Raw genomic sequence first — 21,465 nt, 5'->3', positions numbered from 1 at the left:
CGCCTATTTGCCCTTCCACTGGGGCGTGCGCTTGTTGAGGAAGGCATCCATACCCTCGCGGAAATCCTCGCTCATATAGGCGCGCAGCACCAGATCCCGGCCCTCCTCGCGCGACAGCGTGCGGCGAACGCGAAGCACCGCTTCCTTGGCGGTCTCCATCGTGATCGGCGCGTGGCCGGCGACCAGCTTGGCGGTCTCACTGGCGCGGCGCTGCAGCGTTTCGACGTCGGGCACGATCTCGTTGAGCAAGCCCAGCGCCAGCGCCTCGGGCGCCTCGATCAGCCGCGCCGTGAAAATCAGGTCCTTGGTCCGCGCCGGCCCGACCAGCGCGACGACCCTGGAGATATTGGACATCGACAGGCAGTTGCCGAGCGTGCGCGCGATCGGAAAGCCGATCCGTGTCGTCGCGGTGCCGATCCTGATGTCGCAGCAGGCGGCAATCCCCGCCCCGCCCCCGGTGCAGGCGCCGGCAATGGCTGCGATCACCGGCACCCGGACCCTTTCCAGGGCCCCCAGCACGCGATCGATCCGCTCCTCATATTCGAGCGCATCCTCCGCGGTCTTGAAGGCCCGGAACTGCGAAATATCGGTGCCGGAGGCGAACGCCTTGTCGCCGGTGCCGGTCAGGATCATCGCCTTGATCGAGCGGTCGGCGTTGACGGTCTCGCAGATCGCCGCCATCTGTTCGTACATCGCAAAGGTCAACGCATTGCGCGCCTGCGGACGGTTGAAGGTCAGACGGGCGATGCCATCATCGACGGTGTAGATCAGGTCTTCAGTCTTTTGTACCGGGGCGTCCATTGCACGCTCTTTCTGTTCTTGTGACTTTCAGTCTTTTTGGCGTTCGGTTCTTTGAAGTTCAATTCCAGGAGCTTCGCGCAAGGGCTTGCAAAGCCTGCGCCAAACGCGCGCCGCGAAGTTCGTCTACCGGTTCAGCCGACGGCAGCCTTTGATTTCGGCATCGGCACCACGTCGCGTCCTTTCAGGACCTCCATGGCGGCGTTCACGCCGCCGCTGCGATGCGGCACCTTGGCGAGATCCAGCCCCATCTCAACGCCCGACAACGTCCCCATCAGCATCAGGTCGTTGAAGTGTCCGATATGGCCGATCCGGAACGCCTTGCCCTTGAGCTTTCCAAGCCCGGTGCCCAGCGACATGTCGAAGTTCTCCAGCACCACCTTGCGGAAGGCGTCGGCATCGTGTCCGTCCGGAACCATGACCGCGGTCAGCGCCGGCGAATAGGCGTGCGGGTCGAGGCAGACAAGCTCCAGGCCCCATGCCTTGGCCGCCGCCCGGCTCGCCGCGCCGTGACGCTGGTGCCGGGCGAAAACATTGTCGAGCCCCTCCTCCTCCAGCATCGTGATGGCTTCCTTCAGCGCGAACAGCAGATTTGTCGCCGGCGTGTAGGGGAAGGTGCCCTGCTTGTTGATCTCGATCATGTCGTGCCAGTCCCAGTAGGACCGCAAGGAGGCGTTGGCCCGGGAGGCCGCCAGCGCTTTTTCCGAGACCGCGTTGAAGCTCAGGCCCGGCGGCAGCATCATGCCCTTTTGCGACCCGGCGACGGAAATATCGATGCCCCAGGCGTCATGCTCATATTCGAGCGAGGCGAGACCGGAGATGGTATCGACCATCAGCAGCGCCGGATGCTTGGTGCGATTGAGGGCCTTGCGAACCTCGAGCGGATGGGTGACGCAGCTGGTCGAGGTCTCGTTGTGCACGACCAGAACGGCCTTGATCTTGTGCGCCCGATCGGCGGCAAGCCTGGCCTCGATCTGGTCGACATCGGCGCCGCGCCGCCAGTCGGTGGGCAGGAATTCGACGTCGAGCTTGAACTTGTCGGCAATGCCGCGCCACAGCACCGCGAACTGGCCGGTCTCGGCCAGCAGCACCTTGTCGCCTGGCGACAGCGTGTTGACGATCGCGGCTTCCCAAGCGCCGGTGCCCGACGCCGGATAGATGATGACCGGCTGTTTGGTGCGGAAAACGCGCTGCATTCCGGCCAGCACCTTGTAACCCAGCTCGGCGAATTCGGGACCGCGATGATCCAGGGTCGGCATGTCCATGGCCCGCAGCACCCGGTCGGGCACGTTGGTCGGTCCTGGAATCTGTAGAAAATGCCTTCCAGTGTGCACGGTCATCTGGCGTCCTTCCCCGGGGATTCTGTTTCGCGTGGGTCGAATATCACTATTTGGCGGGCTTGTCCCCCGCCCGGGAGATGCCGTCAATGCATACGTAAGGGTAACCCCTTGGCTTGCCAAGACGAATACGCATGGCCGTGAGGCCCTGCGGGACTGGCGCTCTCAGGCGCCCGGCGGCAATTGGCGGCGCAATACGTTCCCGGTCATTCCGCGGCGACGGGTCGTGGCGCCGACAAACTCACGTCACCCGGCTCGAACGGCGTCTCGGGGTGCATCAGGAACGCGCAGAAGCCTCCGAGCAGCAACAGCCCCATCGACATCAGGAACGGCAGATACCAGTTACCGGTCACGTCGATCACGTAGCCTGCCACCAATGGCGAAACGATCGCCGCCAGCGCCGAGCCGCTGTTCATCAGACCTGCCGCCGTGCCGGAATATTTCGGGGCAATGTCCATCGGTACCGACCAGATCGGGCCGATGATCAACTCGGCAAAGAAAAATCCGCCGGACAGGCACAGCGCGACGACCGTGATGTCGTGGATGAACAGGATCGGGAACAACGACAGCAGCGCGCCGGCGAAGCCGGTCACCGTGACGCTCAACCGCGCGAAGCGGACGTTGCCGGTGCGCTTGAAAATGCGATCCGACAGAATGCCGCCGAGGCTGTCGCCGACCACGCCGGCGAAGAACACACCGGAAGCAAACAGCGCCGAATTCTTGATATCCAGGCTGTAGTTGTTCTTGAAGAACAGCGGCAGCCAGTTCAGGTACAGCCACAGCGTCCAGCCGTAACAGAAATAGGTCAGCGTGACCGGCCACATCCGGCGCATCAGCGGTCCCCACGGCACCTGAGGCCGCATATTGGCCGGACGCGGCGGCAGCGAAGCCAGTTCGGCCGCGGTAATGGTGGGATGGTCCTTGGGCTCGTTGCGGAAATACCAGACCCAGACCACGCCCCACAGCAGGCTGACCAGTCCGAGCGCGATGAACGAGCCGCGCCAGGTCAGCCAGGCCATCAATACCGCGATCAATGGCGGCGTCGCGGCGTTGCCGAGGCGCGCGAAGGCGTGCGTGAGGCCCTGGGCAAACCCTCTTCGGTTCGCAGGCGTCCAGTACTGCATGGCGCGCGTGGCGGTCGGGAAAGTCGCGCCCTCGCCAAATCCGAGGGCAACGCGGGCGATGAACAGCGTCAGCAGGCTGGTGACGAAGCCTGTCATGATGGTTGCAGCCGCCCAGATAAGACCGCACCAGAACAAGGTTTTTCGTGGTCCGAAGCGGTCGCCGACCCAGCCGCCGATCACCTGGAACAGCAGGTAGGGATAGGCAAAGGCCGAGAACACCAGACCCAACTGGGTGTTGCTGAGGTGGAGCTCCTTTTGAATCTCGCTGGCGGCCGTGCCGATGTTCACCCGGTCGACATAGGTGATGAAATACATGATGCAGAGCATCGCCAGCACGACGTGGGTGGGCTTGAACCGAAGCCGCATTTACTGCCTCCCGAACTCGCTCTTATTGCTATTATGACGGCGCCAGCCCATCGACACAAATCGCGCTGATCGTTCGCGTCGCCTCAGGTCTTTACCACCTTCAGATGGCCCGTGGAGTTCGATTGGGTCGGCTCTTCCAGCGCCTTCATCGCGGCGTCGACGCCACCAGAGCGATGCGGCACGCCGGCCGCCGACAGACCCATCTCCACGCCGGACAACGCGCCCAGCAGGGTAAGCTCATTGCACTCGCCGAGATGGCCGATGCGAAATACCTTGCCGGCGACCTTCGACAGCCCCGAGCCGAGCGACATGTTGTAGTTCTCCAGCACCACTTTGCGGAACTTGTCGGCGTCGTGGCCCGGCGGCATCAGCACGGCGGTCAGCACCGGGGAATATTCCGCCGGCTCCTGACACAGCACTTCGAGCCCCCAATGCGCCACCGCCGCGCGCGTCGCGGCGGCAAGGCGCTTGTGACGGGCGAATACGTTATCGAGCCCCTCTTCAAGTAACATCGCAATGGCTTCGCGCAGCCCGTAAAGCAGATTGGTGGCGGGCGTGTAGGGGAAGAAGCCGTTGGCATTTGGCTTGAGCATTTCCTCCCAGTCCCAATACGACCGCGGCATCTTGTTGGTCCTGGCGGCGGCACGGGCCTTTTCCGAAATCGCGTTGAAGCCGAGCCCCGGCGGCAGCATGAAGCCCTTCTGCGAACAGCTGACGGTGACGTCGACTTTCCACTCGTCGTGCCGGAAGTCGACCGAGCCGAGCGAGGAAATCGTATCCACCAGCAGCAGCGCGGGATGACCGACTTTGTCGATCGCGGCGCGGATCTCGCCGATCCGGCTGGTGACGCCGGTGGAGGTCTCGTTGTGCACCACCATGACCGCCTTGATGGCATGCGCCTTGTCCTGGGCGAGCCTGGCCTCGATGTCGGCGGGGTTGGCGCCGTGGCGCCAGTCGCCGGCTAAGAACTCGACATCGATACCCCAGCGCGCCGCCATCTGCTGCCACAGCGTCGCGAAGTGGCCGGTCTCGACCATCAGCACCTTGTCGCCCGGCGACAACGTGTTGACGATGGCCGCTTCCCAGGCGCCGGTGCCTGAGGAGGGGAAAACGATCACGGGCCCTTTGGTCTGGAAGATCTTCTGGCAGCCCGCGAACACCGCCTTGCCGAGTTCGGCGAACTCGGCGCTGCGGTGGTCGATGACCGGCATATCCATGGCGCGGAGCACACGGTCCGGCACCGGGCTCGGACCGGGAATTTGCAGGAAATGGCGTCCCTGGTGCTGTGTCACGGATCCCTCCTCTGTTCGACTTCCCAACATATTGCATTCGATTTCCGTGGCAGCAACTGATAAATTGTGTACAATTTTGATCGGCGCCCTCCCCCGTCCCGGCGTAAGGTTCCAGCCATGAAACCCCTGATTCCAGACGACACCACTTCACAAGCCCTGACCGCGCAAGCCCTGGGCGGCGGACCGGATCGCGCGCGGGAAGACCAGTCGCTGCATGACGAAACCCTGACAAGGCTGCGGGATTACATCGTCGAAGGCAGCATTGCCGAAGGTGGCCGCGTTCCCGAACGCCAGCTTTGCGAGATGCTGAAGATATCGCGCACGCCGTTGCGTGAGGCGCTGAAGGTGCTGGCATCCGAAGGTCTGGTCGAGCTGTTGCCCAACCGGGGCGCCCGCGTGCGGCCCCTGAGCGAGCAGGATCTCGGCGAACTGTTCGACGTCATGGGCGGGCTGGAGGGTCTCGCGGGAAGGCTGGCCTGCGAACACATTACCGATGCCGAAATCGCCGAGATCGAGCGGCTGCATTACGAGATGTATGGCTTCTACCTGCACCGCGACATGCACGGCTATTTCCACGTCAACCAGCTGATCCACCAGAAGATCGTCGAAGCCTCGCGCAACGCGGCACTCAAGAGCGCCTATGCGAACTTCGCGGGGCGGATTCGCCGGGTGCGCTATTCCGCCAATTTCGCCCGCAAGCGTGAGCGCTGGGGCGAAGCGATGCGCGAGCACGAGACCATCCTGGACGCGCTGCGTCGCCGCGCGGGAAGCGAACTCAGCGACATCCTGTTCAAGCACCTGCGTAACAAGCGGACCGCCGCGGTCGAACATCTGAAGACGGACGGCATGGCGGCTTCCGAGCCTGCCTGATAGCCTCGTCAGCAGGCCCAATCCGAATTTTTGCATTCAAATCAGAAAAGCGAGCCTGGCGGATTGCATTTATCACTCGGCCAAATACGAGAAGGACCATGTTTGCCGGCAGGTGGGATGGAATGACCGACAGCGGCTCATCAAAGCTTGAACAGCGGCTGAAGCGCGAAATCACGGGCGACGTCTTGTTCGATCCGTTCAATCGCGGCCGCTACGCCACCGATGCCTCGTTCTACCAGATCATGCCGGCAGGCGTGGTGGTGCCGCGCAGCATCGACGAGGCGCTGCGGGCGCTGGCCATTGCCCGCGAGGCCGGGCGGACCGTCACGCCGCGCGGCGGCGGCACCTCGCAATGCGGGCAGACCGTCAATGACGGCATCGTCATCGACTTCTCCAAACATCTCAACCGCATCATCTCGTTCGACGCTGAAAGCCGAACCTGCGTGGTCGAACCGGGCATCGTGCTCGACGATCTCAACCGCCAGCTCAGGAAACACGGCCTGTGGTTTCCGGTCGACGTCTCCACCGCCTCGCGCGCCACCATCGGCGGCATGGCCGGCAACAATTCCTGCGGCGGGCGATCGCTGCGATACGGCACCATGCGCGACAATACGCTGTCGATGGAGGCGGCGCTCGCCTCCGGGACCACGCTGCATTTCGGCGAAGTCGCGCGGGATCCTGCACCATCGAATTCGAGCGACAGTCGCCTCGACCTGTTTCGCGACATGCTGGCGCTCGGCGCGCGCGAGGCGGCTGAGATTGCCGACAAATTCCCAAAGGTGCAGCGCCGGGTCGGCGGCTACAATCTGGATGCGCTGGTGCCGCGCAACGCGCCCAACAACATGGCGCATCTATTGGTCGGCTCGGAAGGAACGCTGGCCTTCACCACCCAGGTCGAGCTGAAGCTATGGCCGGTGATCCGCAACAAGGTTCTGGGCGTCTGCCATTTCGGCAGCTTTTATGAGGCCATGGACGCCGCCCAGCATCTGGTAAAACTGCGGCCGATCGCGGTGGAACTGGTCGATCGCACCATGATCGCGCTTGGCCGCGATATTGCGATGTTCCGCCCGGTGATCGATGCGACCGTGCGCGGCGATCCCGACGCGCTCCTGATCGTCGAATTCGCCGAAGAGGATCAGGCCGACAATCTGCAGAAACTGAAACAGCTTTCCGAATTGATCGGCGATCTCGGCTTTTCCTGGAGCAATCCGCAACGCAAATGGGGCGGGGTCGTCGATGTGGTCGAGCCCGCGACCCAGACGGCGATATCGGATTTCCGCACCTCCGGCCTCAACGTCATGATGTCGATGAAGCAGCAGGGCAAGCCGGTCTCCTTTGTCGAGGATTGCGCGGTGCCGCTGCCGCATCTGGCCGATTACACCGCGCGGCTCAACGCCATCTTCGCCAGACACGGCACCCGCGGCACCATGTACGCGCACGCCTCCGAAGGCTGCCTGCATGTGCGCCCGGTGTTGAACCTGAAGCTCGATAAGGACGTCAAGGCGATGCGCGCCATCGCCGAAGAAACCTTCGTGATGGTGCGGGAATACAAGGGCTCGCATTCCGGCGAGCACGGCGACGGCATCGTGCGATCGGAATTCCACGAGACCATGTTCGGCTCAAGAATCATCGCCGATTTCCGCGAGGTCAAGGCGCGCTTCGACCCGGACAAGGTGCTCAATCCCGGCAAGATCGTCGACGCGCCCAGAATGGACGACCGGTCGCTGTTTCGTTATCCGCCGGATTACCGCGTCACCGAGTTCAAGACGGCGCTCGACTGGTCCGCCTATCCCGGCGCCGCCGGCGGGTTCCAGGGCGCGGTCGAGATGTGCAACAACAACGGCGCCTGCCGCAAGCTCGAGGGCGGCGTGATGTGCCCGTCCTATCGCGCCACCCGCAATGAGAAAGACGTCACGCGCGGCCGCGCCAACACGCTGCGGCTGGCGATCTCCGGCCAGCTCGGACCGGACGCGCTTGCCTCCGATGCGATGATGGACACCATGAAGCTCTGCGTGTCCTGCAAGGCCTGCCGGCACGAGTGCCCGACCGGCGTCGACATGGCCAAGATGAAGATCGAGGTGCTTGCGGCGCGGCGGGCGAAACACGGGCTTTCGTTGCGCGACCGGCTGGTGGGTTTTCTGCCGCGCTATGCGCCGTTGTTGGCGCGCCTCGCCCCGCTCGCCAATTGGCGCAACAACAGCCCGTTGCTGCGTAAGATGCTCGAGCGCGTCGCCGGCATCAGCGCGCAGCGCGCATTGCCGGAATGGCGGCGGGATATTTTCGAGCCCGCGAGCGAAGTCTTCGGCCCCGCCGACGGACGCGAGGTCGTGCTGTTCGCCGACACCTTCAACCGCGCTTACGAGCGTGAAAACCTCGACGCCGCGCTGCGCGTGCTGGTCGCCGGCGGCTATCGCGTCCACCTTCCAAGGCCCGCCGACGCTGGCCGGCCGCTGTGCTGCGGGCGGACGTTTCTCTCGGCGGGCCTGGTCGATCACGCCCGCACCGAACTCGACCGGCTGGTTGCGACCTATGCGCCATTCGCCGCGCGCGGCGTTCCCATCGTCGGTCTGGAGCCGAGCTGCCTGCTGACGCTTCGCGACGAATTGTTGTCGCTGCGTTCCGACGAAACCGCGAAGAGCGTCAGCGCGCAGGCGCTGATGTTCGAGGAGTTTCTGGTCCGCGAGGCCGGCGCGGGCCACTTGCGGCTGTCGCTCGGCCCGATCGCCGGCCAGGCGCTGGTGCACGGCCATTGCCATCAGAAATCCTTCGGCGCGTTCAAATCGGTCGAGCAGGCGCTTCGGCTGATTCCGGAACTGCAGGTCGAAACCATCGAATCGAGCTGCTGCGGCATGGCCGGCGCGTTCGGCTACGGCGCCGACACCTACCGGACCTCGATGGAGATGGCCGAACTCTCGCTGTTGCCTGCCGTGCGCGGCGCCGATGCGAGCGCGCTGGTGATCGCCGACGGCACGTCGTGCCGGCACCAGATCAAGGACGGCACCAACCGTGCCGCCATTCACGTCGCCCGCGCGCTGGCGATGAGCCTCGACAGCGCGCGCTCAAACCCTTATCCCTCCCCCATCAAAAAGGAACCTGTCCATGGCTGAACTAACCCTCGACGTCGCCCGCAAGATTCTCGATGTAGCGCTCGCCAAAGCCGTCGAGAAAAAACTGAAGCCGCTGGTCATCACCGTTCTCGACGCGCGCGGCTGCGTCAAAGCCACCGCGGCCCAGGACGGCACCAGCCTGATGCGCAGCGAGATCGCCCATGGCAAGGCCTATGGCGCGCTGGCGATGGGCATGGGTTCGCGCGCGCTGTTCCAGCGGGCGCAGGAACAGGCCTATTTCGTCAGCGCGGTAAACACACTGGCGCAGGGACGTCTGGTGCCGGTGCCCGGCGGCGTGCTGATCCAGAAGGACGGCGTACTGCTCGGCGCGGTCGGCGTCAGCGGCGACACCTCCGACAATGACGAGATCTGCGCCATCGCCGGCATCGAGGCGGCGGGATTGAAGGCCAATCCGGGGTAGTCAAAGAAACCGGGAACAAAGAATGGATTTCGTTGAACTGGGAGGCGTCGGGCTACGCTACGAGCTCAGCGGCAACGGTGACCGCACGCTGGTGCTGGTGCACGAAATGGGCGGCACGCTCGAAAGCTGGGACGACATCGCGCCACGGTTCGCGGGTTCTCGCCGCGTATTGCGCTATGACACCCGCGGGGCTGGACTGTCGCAGAAGGTGCGTGGCGAGCTTGGCATCGACACGATGGCCGACGATATCGCCGCGCTGCTCGATGCGCTCGGGATCGCCGGCCAGGTGGCGCTTGCGGGTATCGCCGTCGGCGGTGCGATCGCCCTTCATTTCGCCGCCCGGTACCCTGAGCGCACCAGCGCCGTCGCGGTCGGCAGCCCGGCTACCGCCGTCGCGCCGGATCGACGCGCCGCGGCGCTTGAGCGCGTCGCAAAGATCGAGGCCAACGGCATGGCATTCGCCGTCGAGGATGCGATGCTCAATGGCTATGCCCCGGAGCTTCGCGGTGACGTCAGGCGCTTTGAGCGATATCGGGCGCGATGGCTCGGCAATGATCCCCTGAGCTATGCCACGATCTGGCGGATGCTGGCAGGCCTCGACATGCAAGGCGAACTGGCCAGGCTGCGTTGTCCGGTGCTGGTGATCGGCGGCGGATTCGATCGCGTGCGCCCGCCGCCGCTGGCTGAAAGCGTGGCCAAAGCCATCCCCGGCGCTCGCTACATCGAACTGCGCACCGGACACTACATGGCGGTGCAAACGCCCGAGCTGATCTACGATTGCGTCGACGAATTCCTGAGAACGGCCGGCGCCTGATCGAACCTGCCAATCGCTTTATCGGACCAAGGTTTTCCCGCATGACCCCACCCCCCGCACAGCAGATTCCCGGCGTCTATCATCGCAGGATCGGAGATATTGTCGTCACGGCCGTCAGCGACGGCTATCTGGACGGCAACCTCGAGGTGATGCGCAATGTCGATCTCGAACAGGCGCATCAGGTGCTGCGCGATGCGTTCCGGCCGGCGCGGCGAACCAGCGTCAATACCTTCCTGATCCATTCAAAGGGCCGCGTGGCGATCGTCGACACCGGGTCCGGCGATTATCTCCAGCCTACCGCCGGCTTCGTTCAGCGCAACCTCGCGGCCGCCGGCATCGATCCGAAGTCGATCGACACGGTGCTGCTCACTCACATGCATCCCGATCACTCCGCCGGCCTGACCGACATGACGAACGGCCAACTGTTCTTTCCGAACGCCGAACTGGTCATGCACGAGAACGAACCGGCGCACTGGTTCGACGATGGCGCGATGGCGAAGGTCGATGAGCGATCGAGAAAGCTCTATTTCCTTGCGGGCCGCGAACAGGTCGCGCCCTACAAGAGCCGCACGCGGTTATTCCGGCAGGGCGAGGTATTTCCCGGCGTGACCGCGGTGCCGAGTCCGGGGCATACCCCGGGCCACACCGCCTATCTCATCGCATCGGGCAACGATCAGCTGATGATCTGGGGCGACACGGTGCACGTGCCGGAGGTGCAGACCGCGTTTCCCGAAGCCGGCATGGCGTTCGATACCGATCTCGCCGCGGCTGCGGCTTCGCGCAAACGCATGTTCGACCGGGTCTGCGCTGACGGTGTGCTGATCGCCGGAATGCACCTGCATTTCCCGGCATTCTCGCGGCTTCGACGGCGGGGCGACGCCTACGCGCTCTATCCCGAGGCCTGGGTTCACACGCTGGATGCGACCTAGCGGACGTCTTTGACCGCGGAAAGCAACGTCTCTCCTGCCGTGCAGCCAATCGATGTCGTTTTTTCCGCTGCTACGCGGCTTCCGTTCCAAGTGTCGGATTTTTACAACACTGCGATCTAATTTTTTCGGCGTCACAATCGCGCCGCACGAAGATCAAAATTTAAAATGCAGTCTGCTCCTGTTCGACGCAAATCCCAGGGGATACTGAATGCGACAAGAACGAACGCCGATTAATGGCGACGGGGAGTCGACTGGCTACACCTTCTTCTTTCAGATAGCGAACCAGAGTGGACGGCGGGCCTGTTGTGTAAGGGTGGACGCGTCAAACATACACGAAGCGTCGGCTCTCTTTCGGCAGAAATGGTCTATCATCGAGTCGATGGCCCGCGACGGGATCAACAGCAGGGTCGTCGACGACGGTGTCATAACCCTCGTTATGCCTTGATCTGCACTTGTTACCGATCAAACGACACCTCGCCATGTCCACTTTGCACCAGAGGCGCTCGGGCAGCCAGGCATGCCTTTGAACAACGGCGTCAACAGCCGCTAATTTTGGTGCAGCAAGCCAGGCCGCCATCGACAAAATAGACGATTTGGAAAAGGCCGGTGGTCGGCCTTGTTGACCCGTCCAGTGGCTGTTCCACAGACGGAACTTTTTCAATTTCTGCAGGTTCCTCGACAATGGCAGACGTTGTGAGCTTCGTCCTCAGGCGGTGGTTTGATGCAGCCTGAAACTTGATCCCACAAGTTGCCGCCAATGCAGATGACCGATAGCGAGCTTCGTGCATGAAAATCCTGACCGTCGATGTCGGAGGGACTCACGTCAAAATACTGGCCACCGGCCAGAGGCAGCAGCGGGAGATCGTTTCCGGGCCAAAAATGACGGCCCGGCAAATGGTCGGCGACGTCAAGAAACTTGCCAAGGATTGGGCTTACGACGTGGTCTCGGTCGGCTTTCCCGGACCGGTTCTCCACGGCCGTCCCGTCGCCGAGCCTCGCAATCTCGGAGCTGGCTGGACCGGATTCGATTTTGCTTCGGCATTCGGCCTGCCGGTAAAGGTGGTCAACGATGCGGCGATGCAGGCTCTCGGCAGCTATCGGGGCGGAAGGATGCTGTTCCTGGGATTGGGAACGGGACTCGGCTCTGCGATGATCGTGAACGGCATTGTCGAACCGATGGAGCTCGGCCATTTGCCCTACAAGAAGGGCACCTACGAAGACTGCGTTGGCGAGAAGGGTCTCGAACGCGCCGGCAAAAAGCGCTGGCGCAAGCTCGTCAAGGATGTGATCGAACGATTGGTCGCGGCCACCGAACCCGAGGATGTCGTCATCGGCGGCGGAAATCTCATGCACCTGCACAAGCTGCCGAAAGGATGCCGGGCCGGCAACAATGCCTACGCCTTTATCGGCGGATTTCGCATGTGGACCGGCGCGCACCCACCGATCCACAGCGGAGGCCGGGCATGACGACCTTCGACATGACGCCCCATTTCATTGGCTGCATTTTGAGCCAGACTCCCAGCCCATCAGATTGCTTCTGTTGCCCGGGTTTCACCGGAACCTGAGAGCCTCTCACCGCTTATCCAGTGCCCGCTGAGATGAGATCGCGGACCGTTGGGGGCCACCTTGATCGATGATCTTTGGTACAAGAACGCCGTGATCTATTGCCTGTCGGTCGGCACCTACATGGATGCCAACGGCGACGGCATTGGTGATTTCAGCGGCCTGTTGCGCCGTCTGGATTACCTGAACGGGCTCGGCATTACGGCAATCTGGCTGATGCCGTTCCAGCCGTCTCCCGGCAAGGACGACGGCTACGACATCTCGGATTATTACGGCGTCGACTCGCGGTACGGCACGCTGGGCGACTTCGTCGAATTCACTCATGGCTGCCGGCAGCGCGGCATCCGCGTGATCATCGATCTCGTGGTCAACCACACCTCGGATCAGCATGGCTGGTTTCGCGACGCGCGACGTTCCAAGGATTCACCCTATCGCGACTGGTATGTGTGGTCCGACAAGCGGCCGGCCAACGCCAACACCGGCATGGTATTTCCCGGCGTGCAGAAATCCACCTGGACACGCGATAAGGAAGCCGGTGCCTGGTATTTCCATCGCTTTTACGACTTCCAACCCGATCTGAATACCTCGAACCCGCATGTGCAGGCCGAAATCCTGAAGATCATGGGCTTCTGGATTCAGCTCGGCGTCTCCGGCTTTCGCATGGATGCGGTACCGTTCGTGATCGCCACTAAGGGCGCCAAGGTACGCAAACCGGTCGAACAATACGACATGCTCCGCTCGTTCCGCGAATTCCTGCAGTGGCGGCAGGGCGACGCAATCATCCTTGCCGAGGCCAATGTGCTGCCGGAAACCGACATGGAGTATTTCGGACGCGACGGCGACCGCATGCACATGATGTTCAATTTCCAAGTCAATCAGCATCTGTTCTACGCACTGGCTTCTGCCGATACGAGGCCGCTGGCGAAATCGCTGACGGCGACCAGGCCGCGGCCTGCGACCGCGCAGTGGGGATTATTCCTGCGCAACCATGACGAACTCGACCTCGGCCGCCTCACCAAGGCGCAGCGCGCGACCGTGTTCAAGGCGTTTGGCCCCGACAAGAACATGCAGCTCTACGACCGCGGCATTCGCCGCCGGCTGGCACCTATGCTGGGCGGTGACAGGCGGCGGCTGGAATTGGCCTACAGCCTGATGTGTACGCTTCCGGGGACGCCGGTGATCCGCTATGGCGATGAAATCGCGATGGGCGACAATCTCGACCTGCCCGAGCGAAATTGCGCCCGAACGCCGATGCAGTGGTCGACGGAGCCGCATGCCGGCTTCACCGAAAGCGACCGGCCTTGCTCACCCGTGATCGACAAGGGACCCTACGGCTACGAACACGTCAACGCCGCCAAACAGAGACGCGACCCGAACTCAATGCTGAACTGGACCGAACGAATCGTTCGGATGCGCAAAGAGGTTCCGGAAGTCGGCTGGGGCGACTTCAAGGTGATATCGGTGCGTGATCCGGCGGTGTTGGTCCTTCGCTACGACTGGCGCAACAACTCGGTCCTGTTCGTGCACAATTTCGACGAGAAGCCGCGCGAAATCGCATTTGCGTCCGGTCTTCCGGGCGAGGCCGGAAAGCTTCTGGTCAATCTACTGACCGAAGACCACAGCCATGCCGACGAAGGCGGCCGCCACAGGCTGATGCTGGAAGGCTACGGATACCGCTGGTATCGCATCGGCGGCCTCGACTATTTGCTCAAACGCAGCGACATCAACACGGATGCCGCAGGCAGGACCAGTCACCCCGCCTGAGCCGACCCGCCCAGGATCACGCCCTCATTGCCGCGCAGATCGAGCGCGCCTTGTATTTTCTCGCCCTCGCGATCGAGAAATGTCGACAGCACGATTTCGCGCCCAAACCCGATCGAACCCGAGGCGACGGAAACCGGCTCGGGACCAAGATTTAACGCAATGACGACGGCGCCGCCCTCACCTTCGCGGCGATAGAGCAGGATATCGCCCCGTGCCGCGACCGGCTGATAGGCACCGGTCACAAGCTGCGGAAATTTCTTTCGGAGCGCGATCAATGCCTTGTAGAGACTGAGAATGGAGCCGATGTCGGCATCCAGATTAGCTACGTTTTCATGCCTGTAGTCATCCGCCAACGGCAACCATGGTTTGGCGGTCGAAAATCCCGCGCCAGGCGTTGCGTCCCATTGCATCGGCGTGCGGCAACCATCGCGACCGACGCCAATACCCGGCACATTCTTCTCAAAGGGGTCGCGCACCTGGTCGGGCGCGATCGCGACCTGATGCATGCCGATCTCGTCGCCATAATAAAGCGTCGGTGTTCCCCGCAAGGTGAGCAACAGCATCGCCGCCACGCGCGCCTGCTCCTTTCCGACCCGGCTCGCGACCCTCGGACGGTCATGATTGCCGAGCACCCAGTTCGGCCACGCGCCGGCTGGCAACGCGGATTCGTAATCGGCCACGGTCTTTTCAATTGACCGAGCGTTCCAGGGCGTCGACAGCAGCAGGAAATTGAACGGAATCTGGGCGCCGGAAAGATTATTGCCATAATAGGCAACGAGACGGTGCAGCGGCAGATAGACCTCTCCGATCAGGACGCGATCATCGAATTCGTCGATGACGCGGCGCATCTCGGCGATGACGCCGTGCACCTCCGGCTGGTCGGTCGAGTATTGCGTGAGGATTTTCTCATGCGGCGGCCGGCCTTCGACGAAGTGCGGATTGGCCGGGTTGTCGCGAAATTCGGCATCCTTGATCAGGTGCCAGATCACATCGACCCGGAATCCATCGACACCCTTGCCGAGCCAGAAGCGCATCATGTCATAGATCGCCGCCCGCACCGCGGGATTGCGCCAGTTCAGATCCGGCTGCTGGGCCAGGAAGGCGTGGTAGTAATACTGGCCGGTCGCCTCGTCATGCTGCCAGGCACATCCGCCAAATTCCGACAGCCAGTTGTTCGGCGGCCCGCCCTCCGGCTTGCCATCGCGCCAGATATACCAGTCGCGTTTGGGATTGTCGCGCGAGGCCCGGCTTTCGACGAACCATGGATGCTGATCGGAAGTGTGGTTCGGCACCAGATCGAGGATGACCCTGAGGCCGCTGTGATGCGCCGCAAAGGCCAGCGCATCGAACTCATCCATGGTGCCGAACAGTGGATCAATGCCGGTATAGTCCGAGATGTCGTAACCGAAATCAGCCATTGGCGAGGGAAAGATCGGCGATAGCCACAGGGCGTCAACGCCGAGCGACCGCAAATAGGGCAGACGTTCAATAATCCCTCTGAGATCGCCCACCCCGTCGCCATTGGAATCCTGGAACGACCGCGGATAGACCTGATAGAAGACGGCGTACCGCCACCAATCCTTTTTATGATTCATCCCGGGCAACCGTCCTCGTTCCATGCGGCAAGACAATGCCTGATGCGCGGAGCGGTTCACTCCACAGATGAGGTGCTCGAACCAGTCCATGTTTGACAGAGCCGGGCTGATCGTAGGCGCACCCCTAACGTAACAAAAATGTTGCGGAAAGCTTTGAATTGAGACGATATTTTGGTCGATGCCCGCGTCGCGCCGGCGGCCGGCGTCCGCCGAAGTTGGCATCGCCCCTCATGACGGCGACGAGCAGTCTGGTCCGCGCTCGGTGCGAGGGGGCAGCCCCGCTCACAGTCTGGGTCGCAAATTGACGGGAAAAGCATAGATTGCCGGTATGAAAAACATCGGATTCCTATCGTTCGGGCACTGGACGCCCTCTTCCCAGTCGCAGACCCGCTCGGCGGCGGACGCGCTCCTGCAATCCATCGACCTGGCCGTCGCGGCTGAGGAGTTGGGCGCCGACGGCGCCTATTTTCGCGTTCATCACTTCGCCCGCCAACTCGCCTCACCCTTCCCTTTGCTGGCAGCCGTCGGCGCGAAGACCAGCCGCATCGAGATAGGCACCGCGGTCATCGACATGCGCTATGAGAACCCACTCTACATGGCCGAGGACGCCGGCGCGGCCGATCTGATCTCGGGGGGACGCCTGCAGCTTGGCCTTAGCAGAGGATCGCCCGAACAGGTCATCGATGGCTGGCGGTATTTCGGCTATCAACCGGCCGAGGGCGAGAGCGATGCCGATATGGGTCGACGCCATGCAGAGGTCTTTCTCGACGTGCTGCGCGGCCAAGGCTTCGCGCAGCCCAGTCCGCGCCCGATGTTTCCAAACCCGCCGGGATTGCTGCGTCCTGAACCGCACTCCTCGGGGCTGCGTGATCGCATCTGGTGGGGAGCCGGCTCGAACGCCACGGCCATATGGGCAGCGAAGCTGGGCATGAGCCTGCAGAGTTCGACGCTCAAGAACAACGAAACTGGCGAGCCTTTCCACATCCAGCAGGCTGCCCAGATCAGAGCCTACCGCTCGGCCTGGAAGGAGGCAGGCCACCAGCGCGAGCCACGGGTGTCCGTTAGCCGCAGCATTGTCGCGATCATGGACGATCGCGATCGTACTTACTTCGGCCGTGGTGGAGAAGATGATGACCAGATCGGCTTTATCGACCCGCAGACCCAGGCGATTTTCGGCCGCGGTTATGCGGCCGAGCCGGGCGTTCTGATTGAGCAGCTCAAAAAGGACGAGGCCATCATGGAGGCCGACACGTTACTCTTGACCGTGCCGAACCAACTCGGCGTTGCCTACAATACTCACGTCATTGAATCGATCCTGACCCACGTGGCTCCGGCTCTCGGCTGGCGCTGAGCCTGTTGCCATCACTGACCAGACATTTTCCGGCCTAGTCCCTTCAGAGGAGTCCGAGCTTGAGCGTTGCTTTCACCAAGGAAGACAGTGCCGAAACCGCGTCAGAAACGCTGCTGCCCGACCGCCCGGTTTCACCTCATCCGAACCTTGTGACGGAATCAGGATTGAAGGCTCTGGAACTTCAGCTCCAGCAGGCGCGCGAGGCGTTTGAGACCGCGCAGAAGATCGAAGACGTCAATGAACGGCGGCGCCAGGCAGCCATCCCCTTGCGCGATGTGCGCTACTTTGCCGCCAGAGTTCGGTCGGCTCAGGTGGTCCCCAAGACTACGTCAACCGATATTGTTGCCTTTGCGAGCACGGTGACCTTCAGGCGCGAGGATGGGCGCGTGCAGAAATATCATATCGTGGGTGAGGACGAAGCGGACCCCAAGGCCGGTTCTGTTTCCTTCGTATCCCCGGTGGCACGGCTTCTGATGGGCAAAGCTGTTGGGGATGTCGTCGGTACATCCGGTCAGGAACTTGAGATCATGGCGATCTCGTAACCCGCCCGCACCGGACGCAGCCGATATTCGAAAATGTCCGCTTCGCGCCAACAGCGGCCGTTCGACAAACTGACATTGACTTCATGTGCGAAAACCCGCCGCGGGTATCGCTGAAGAGGCCATGGCACGCACAGAAAAGGGCGATAGCTTAGGGAGCGACTATGATCGGCATCGGAGCAACGGCGGGAATTCAGGCGCGATCCCGAAACGATACCTGTTCGATGTTTGAGGTGCCGCCTGGTGCCGCAAGCGGCGGCCACACCTGGTTTCGTCCCTTTTGCTTTGCCGCATAGAGAGCCGTATCCGCGGCGGCAATCAGCTCCGCTCCCGTGAGTTCGTTAACATAAGCCGACGCGACGCCGAAACTCGCAGTGACGATTCCGAAGCCAGGCCCTTCGTTTGGAATGGTCGCCTTTTCGACCGACCTTCGAATCCTTTCGGCGACCCGCATCGCATCAACCAACTGCACCGCGGGCAGCACTATCAGAAATTCTTCGCCGCCGTATCGGATCACCACTTCCGACCCAGCGCCGACCTCGGCGATCAGGATCGCAGCCAGCCGCTTCAGGCAGAGATCGCCCGCGCCATGGCCGTATCTGTCGTTGAGCCGCTTGAAGTGGTCGATGTCCATCAAAATGACCGACACCATTGGATGTGGTTCGCCATTCGCCGCCCACAGCCGGCGCAGCTCGATTTCCAGGTGATGGCGGTTCGCCAGACCGGTGAGGGAATCGCGCCTTGATGCTGCATCGGCTAGCGAATGGCGAAGGCGGTCTCGCAGGGAGAATAGATAAGCGCGTCTCAAATCGCGCTCCATCGTGTAGTTGGCAACCAGAGTGATATACGCGCAGATCGCGAGTTGGACCAGGATCATGACCGCGACCGGATTGGAAATGTAGTTGGCCGACAGAACGACGGCCGCATGACAAATTATGACGGCCGCAGTTACGAAGCGCGCAAAACGAAATGGCAATCGATGCAGCGATACGTTCGCGTATAGAAGAGTCGGAATGACAACGTACTGATAATGCGCGGCACTTTCGCTTGTCGTGGACGCAAAGCCGTAGTCTATCTGCAGAATGATGAACAGCGGAACGCTGGCGGCCAAACATTCGCGAACGAAGGGTGGCGGGCGCTTGGTCATCGCCCAGGCGGCAAAGAGCATCCACGGCGTGACCAGGCCGAGATGAAGCAGCGTAGCAACGCGAAGCACATCAGGAACGAGCAGCCAATCGGCGATCAAGAGGAAATTATACAGGACGGCTGAAACAAGGATACCTACTCTAAGTCGCGCGCACCGCCGCTCTTGCGTGTCTTGCTCGAACTGTCGTTCCAGTGCAGCAGGGAATACGATCGTGCGCCTTCCGCGCCCCATGAAGGCTTCGACTGTTTCGAGCGTGACTGACAAATCGGCACCCTGTTTGCCTTGCAGGGTATCAGTATGCAGTCCCGGTGCTTTCCAAGGAATTTCGGAACGAAGTTAACGGTTAGCTTACGTTGCTAAGAATTCGATCAGGCGGCGATCGTTCTGCGTGTCGCTTTCATTACCGATGCAATCTTGCGAGCCTCGGGGTAGTCAGTGCGTGCCGCGCCGACCGTCCGCTTCGCGCCATCAGCCGCCGTTGCCGGCAAGCGGATGCACAGGCGCGCGGTCTTTAAGCTTGATCAGCCGCAATTCCAGACCGGCCCGATCGGCGTCCGCGTCCAGCAAGGGCCGAAGGTGCCGCCATTGTAGCGACCACCGTAAAAGCCGGGCCGGCCGAAATAGTGCCACTCGTCATCGTACCCGTAATACCGTGGGATTGGATCGATATACCAGGGGCGCCGGTTGTGGCGCGCCTGGCGCCGCATCGCATCTTTCTGGGCGTAAAGTGGAAGGCTGTTGCTCAGCGGCTGATGATAGCCCGGCAGGAAGCCGTAGCCATGCCAGACTGGCGCCGGACGTTTATGAGCTGGCGCAGCCGGCGCGACGACCGGCAGCAGCGACAGGACGATAGCAATCGACAGAAATACGAGGCGCGACATAAGCACACCATAGACGATCGGCTGTCGGGACGCGATTCAAATCTAAGTGCAAAGTCCAGCGCAACGGCTTCCGGCTCGCTTGCGAAACGACCGCTTTGCCCCAACGGCGGCCGGTCAGAATCGATCTGCCGATTGAGCCGGGGGGCAAAACCGAACGCGCGTTAGGACCTTGAACTTCGGGCTCTCACCACGTCGATTTCACCCGCCAGGGCTGCTCAAGAATACCCGGCTGGCGAGCACATCGGTTGCCTCCAACGACATGATGTCGCTGGCGGTCAGGACGCGGTCGAGGTCGGCGACCAGCCGGTTGGCCTGGCGCAGCCGCATGCGATCGAGCGCGTTTCGGATCGAACGTGCGTTGGAAAACAATGGTTGGGCCTTGCGCAAGCTGATGTAGCGAATGAACGCCTGGCGCGCATCGGGGCTAAACCTGTAATTCATATCGTGCAGCATCAATGCCGCGATCGCCAGCAACTCGTCGTCGGAATAGTCGGGAAAGTCGATGTGGTGGGCGATCCGGGAGCGGAAGCCGGGATTGCTGGCGAAGAATTTTTCCATGCGGTCGCCGTAACCGGCGAGGATCACCACCAGATTCTCACGCTGCGATTCCATCACCTGCAGCAGGATCTCGATCGCTTCCTGCCCGTAGTCGCGCTCGTTGTCGGGCCGATGCAGGTAATAAGCTTCGTCGATAAACAGGACTCCGCCCATTGCCTTCTTCAATATCTCCTTGGTCTTCGGTGCGGTGTGCCCGATATACTGCCCCACCAGTTCATCGCGGGTGACCGACACCACCTGGCCGCGCCGGATAAAGCCGAGCTTGTGCAGGATGCTGGCGATCCGCAGGGCCACCGTGGTCTTGCCGGTGCCGGGATTTCCAGTGAAAGACATATGTAATGTCGGCACCTCCGACGTCAGGTTCATGCGCTTGCGGATTCGTTCGATCAGCAACAGCGAGGCGATCTCGCGAATGCGCGTTTTGACCGGCTTCAGGCCGATCAGCTCCCGGTCGAGCTGGTCGAGTACCTCGCCGATGCCGACGTCGTTGAACTCGCGGCGCAGGTCGACCCGCTCGAGCGGCGGGGTCTGGTCCGCATCTTGCGGGACGGCCGATGGGCTGACTGGCGAATTCATTTGTCACCGTAGCGCATGCCCTCGGGACGGTCGACAGCATACGATTTCGTGGTGTAGCGGATGTTGCGGCCGTTCGCTTCGTGGCGATCGAGACGAAAGCCGGGTTCCTGTTTCGGCCGGTTGACGATGAACGACAGCCGCACCGACTCCCAGCCGTGGCTGGAATCGAAGGCCGACATCCGGATGTAGCGGTCGCCGTACACCTTGCGGCATTCGTTCAGTTCCATCAGCACGCCCGCGGCGTCATGGAGATCGAACATCGGCAGCCCCCACATTTCCCAGAAATTATTGCGAGGATGCGGATCGTCGGTGAATTCGATGTTCACCGCCCAGCCCTTGCCGAGGCAATACTGGACCTGCCGCGAAATCTGTTCGTCGGTGAGATCGGGCAGGAATGAAAAACAACCCTGGGTGACGCGCATGATCCTGTTCC

18 protein-coding genes are annotated in these 21,465 nt (G+C 62.1%); 9 read left to right on the top strand and 9 right to left on the bottom strand.

Annotated features, from left to right (window positions below; all coding sequences use genetic code 11):
- Window positions 1-3: 3 nt before the first annotated feature.
- The 4 genes from E8A46_RS23805 to E8A46_RS23790 all read right to left on the bottom strand — a co-directional run bounded on the left by E8A46_RS23805 (window position 4) and on the right by E8A46_RS23790 (window position 4,917).
- Window positions 4-801: an enoyl-CoA hydratase/isomerase family protein gene (locus tag E8A46_RS23805; RefSeq protein ID WP_291566473.1), complete on the bottom strand. Its 798-nt coding sequence runs from the start codon at window positions 799-801 to the stop codon at window positions 4-6.
- Between the two features lie 131 nt (window positions 802-932).
- The gene (locus E8A46_RS23800; RefSeq protein WP_291566471.1) at window positions 933-2,138 is read right to left on the bottom strand and encodes an aminotransferase class V-fold PLP-dependent enzyme; all 1,206 of its coding nucleotides are present in this window, start codon (window positions 2,136-2,138) and stop codon (window positions 933-935) included.
- A 203-nt stretch (window positions 2,139-2,341) separates the two neighbouring features.
- Window positions 2,342-3,625 carry an MFS transporter gene (locus E8A46_RS23795; protein WP_291566469.1) on the bottom strand — a complete coding sequence of 428 codons (1,284 nt, stop codon included), beginning with the start codon at window positions 3,623-3,625 and terminating at the stop codon, window positions 2,342-2,344.
- A gap of 83 nt (window positions 3,626-3,708) precedes the next feature.
- Window positions 3,709-4,917: an alanine--glyoxylate aminotransferase family protein gene (locus tag E8A46_RS23790; RefSeq protein ID WP_291566468.1), complete on the bottom strand. Its 1,209-nt coding sequence runs from the start codon at window positions 4,915-4,917 to the stop codon at window positions 3,709-3,711.
- Window positions 4,918-5,034: 117 nt separating this feature from the next.
- On the opposite strand from E8A46_RS23790, the gene E8A46_RS23785 reads away from it, so the two are divergent.
- The 7 genes from E8A46_RS23785 (at window position 5,035) to E8A46_RS23755 (ending at window position 14,385) form a co-directional block, all read left to right on the top strand.
- The gene (locus E8A46_RS23785) at window positions 5,035-5,787 is read left to right on the top strand and encodes a GntR family transcriptional regulator (protein WP_291566466.1); all 753 of its coding nucleotides are present in this window, start codon (window positions 5,035-5,037) and stop codon (window positions 5,785-5,787) included.
- A gap of 122 nt (window positions 5,788-5,909) precedes the next feature.
- Complete coding sequence (locus E8A46_RS23780) at window positions 5,910-8,894, top strand: FAD-binding and (Fe-S)-binding domain-containing protein (protein WP_291566475.1); 2,985 nt, start codon at window positions 5,910-5,912, stop codon at window positions 8,892-8,894.
- The gene (locus E8A46_RS23775) at window positions 8,887-9,315 is read left to right on the top strand and encodes a heme-binding protein (protein ID WP_291566464.1); all 429 of its coding nucleotides are present in this window, start codon (window positions 8,887-8,889) and stop codon (window positions 9,313-9,315) included. The genes E8A46_RS23780 and E8A46_RS23775 overlap by 8 nt, the downstream gene beginning before the upstream one ends.
- A 22-nt stretch (window positions 9,316-9,337) precedes the next feature.
- Window positions 9,338-10,129 carry an alpha/beta fold hydrolase gene (locus E8A46_RS23770; protein WP_291566462.1) on the top strand — a complete coding sequence of 264 codons (792 nt, stop codon included), beginning with the start codon at window positions 9,338-9,340 and terminating at the stop codon, window positions 10,127-10,129.
- A gap of 41 nt (window positions 10,130-10,170) precedes the next feature.
- On the top strand, window positions 10,171-11,058 hold the full coding sequence (locus E8A46_RS23765) for an MBL fold metallo-hydrolase (protein WP_291566460.1): 888 nt from the start codon (window positions 10,171-10,173) through the stop codon (window positions 11,056-11,058).
- Between the two features lie 786 nt (window positions 11,059-11,844).
- Window positions 11,845-12,525: an ROK family protein gene (locus tag E8A46_RS23760; protein WP_291566458.1), complete on the top strand. Its 681-nt coding sequence runs from the start codon at window positions 11,845-11,847 to the stop codon at window positions 12,523-12,525.
- A gap of 159 nt (window positions 12,526-12,684) precedes the next feature.
- On the top strand, window positions 12,685-14,385 hold the full coding sequence (locus tag E8A46_RS23755; RefSeq protein ID WP_291566456.1) for an alpha-amylase family protein: 1,701 nt from the start codon (window positions 12,685-12,687) through the stop codon (window positions 14,383-14,385).
- Here the strand turns inward: E8A46_RS23755 and E8A46_RS23750 are convergent.
- Window positions 14,373-15,980 carry an alpha-amylase family glycosyl hydrolase gene (locus E8A46_RS23750; RefSeq protein ID WP_291566454.1) on the bottom strand — a complete coding sequence of 536 codons (1,608 nt, stop codon included), beginning with the start codon at window positions 15,978-15,980 and terminating at the stop codon, window positions 14,373-14,375. The two genes, E8A46_RS23755 and E8A46_RS23750, sit on opposite strands and share 13 nt — an antisense overlap.
- A 328-nt stretch (window positions 15,981-16,308) precedes the next feature.
- On the opposite strand from E8A46_RS23750, the gene E8A46_RS23745 reads away from it, so the two are divergent.
- Window positions 16,309-17,331: an LLM class flavin-dependent oxidoreductase gene (locus E8A46_RS23745; RefSeq protein ID WP_291566452.1), complete on the top strand. Its 1,023-nt coding sequence runs from the start codon at window positions 16,309-16,311 to the stop codon at window positions 17,329-17,331.
- Window positions 17,332-17,390: 59 nt separating this feature from the next.
- Window positions 17,391-17,873, top strand: coding sequence for a transcription elongation factor GreA (gene greA, locus E8A46_RS23740; RefSeq protein ID WP_291566449.1), 483 nt, complete (start codon window positions 17,391-17,393; stop codon window positions 17,871-17,873).
- 190 nt (window positions 17,874-18,063) lie between these two features.
- Here the strand turns inward: greA and E8A46_RS23735 are convergent, their stop codons facing one another.
- The 4 genes from E8A46_RS23735 to E8A46_RS23720 all read right to left on the bottom strand — a co-directional run bounded on the left by E8A46_RS23735 (window position 18,064) and on the right by E8A46_RS23720 (window position 21,454).
- Window positions 18,064-19,281, bottom strand: coding sequence for a GGDEF domain-containing protein (locus tag E8A46_RS23735; protein WP_291566447.1), 1,218 nt, complete (start codon window positions 19,279-19,281; stop codon window positions 18,064-18,066).
- A 257-nt stretch (window positions 19,282-19,538) separates the two neighbouring features.
- A complete protein-coding gene (locus tag E8A46_RS23730) occupies window positions 19,539-19,898 on the bottom strand; it encodes a hypothetical protein (protein WP_291566445.1) in 360 nt (119 codons plus the stop codon).
- Window positions 19,899-20,096: 198 nt separating this feature from the next.
- Complete coding sequence (cbbX, locus tag E8A46_RS23725; protein ID WP_291566443.1) at window positions 20,097-21,032, bottom strand: CbbX protein; 936 nt, start codon at window positions 21,030-21,032, stop codon at window positions 20,097-20,099.
- Entirely contained in the window at window positions 21,029-21,454 is a 426-nt protein-coding gene (locus E8A46_RS23720) for a ribulose bisphosphate carboxylase small subunit (RefSeq protein ID WP_291566441.1), read from the bottom strand. The genes cbbX and E8A46_RS23720 overlap by 4 nt, the downstream gene beginning before the upstream one ends.
- Between the last annotated feature and the right edge of the window lie 11 nt (window positions 21,455-21,465).

The organism is Bradyrhizobium sp. (assembly GCF_004799445.1).
GTDB lineage: Bacteria > Pseudomonadota > Alphaproteobacteria > Rhizobiales > Xanthobacteraceae > Bradyrhizobium.
The sequence above is the reverse complement of the archived record's forward strand: the minus strand, read 5'-3'. Positions and strand labels throughout refer to the sequence as shown.

Coding starts and splice junctions, on each gene's coding strand:
- E8A46_RS23770 (WP_291566462.1), top strand. CDS start 9,338: ATGGATTTCGTTGAACTGGGAGGCGTCGGGCTACGCTACGAGCTCAGC.
- E8A46_RS23760 (WP_291566458.1), top strand. CDS start 11,845: ATGAAAATCCTGACCGTCGATGTCGGAGGGACTCACGTCAAAATACTG.
- E8A46_RS23800 (WP_291566471.1), bottom strand. CDS start 2,138: ATGACCGTGCACACTGGAAGGCATTTTCTACAGATTCCAGGACCGACC.
- E8A46_RS23785 (WP_291566466.1), top strand. CDS start 5,035: ATGAAACCCCTGATTCCAGACGACACCACTTCACAAGCCCTGACCGCG.
- cbbX (WP_291566443.1), bottom strand. CDS start 21,032: ATGAATTCGCCAGTCAGCCCATCGGCCGTCCCGCAAGATGCGGACCAG.
- E8A46_RS23745 (WP_291566452.1), top strand. CDS start 16,309: ATGAAAAACATCGGATTCCTATCGTTCGGGCACTGGACGCCCTCTTCC.
- E8A46_RS23805 (WP_291566473.1), bottom strand. CDS start 801: ATGGACGCCCCGGTACAAAAGACTGAAGACCTGATCTACACCGTCGAT.
- E8A46_RS23775 (WP_291566464.1), top strand. CDS start 8,887: ATGGCTGAACTAACCCTCGACGTCGCCCGCAAGATTCTCGATGTAGCG.
- E8A46_RS23780 (WP_291566475.1), top strand. CDS start 5,910: ATGACCGACAGCGGCTCATCAAAGCTTGAACAGCGGCTGAAGCGCGAA.
- E8A46_RS23765 (WP_291566460.1), top strand. CDS start 10,171: ATGACCCCACCCCCCGCACAGCAGATTCCCGGCGTCTATCATCGCAGG.
- E8A46_RS23720 (WP_291566441.1), bottom strand. CDS start 21,454: ATGCGCGTCACCCAGGGTTGTTTTTCATTCCTGCCCGATCTCACCGAC.
- E8A46_RS23730 (WP_291566445.1), bottom strand. CDS start 19,898: ATGTCGCGCCTCGTATTTCTGTCGATTGCTATCGTCCTGTCGCTGCTG.
- E8A46_RS23795 (WP_291566469.1), bottom strand. CDS start 3,625: ATGCGGCTTCGGTTCAAGCCCACCCACGTCGTGCTGGCGATGCTCTGC.
- E8A46_RS23750 (WP_291566454.1), bottom strand. CDS start 15,980: ATGAATCATAAAAAGGATTGGTGGCGGTACGCCGTCTTCTATCAGGTC.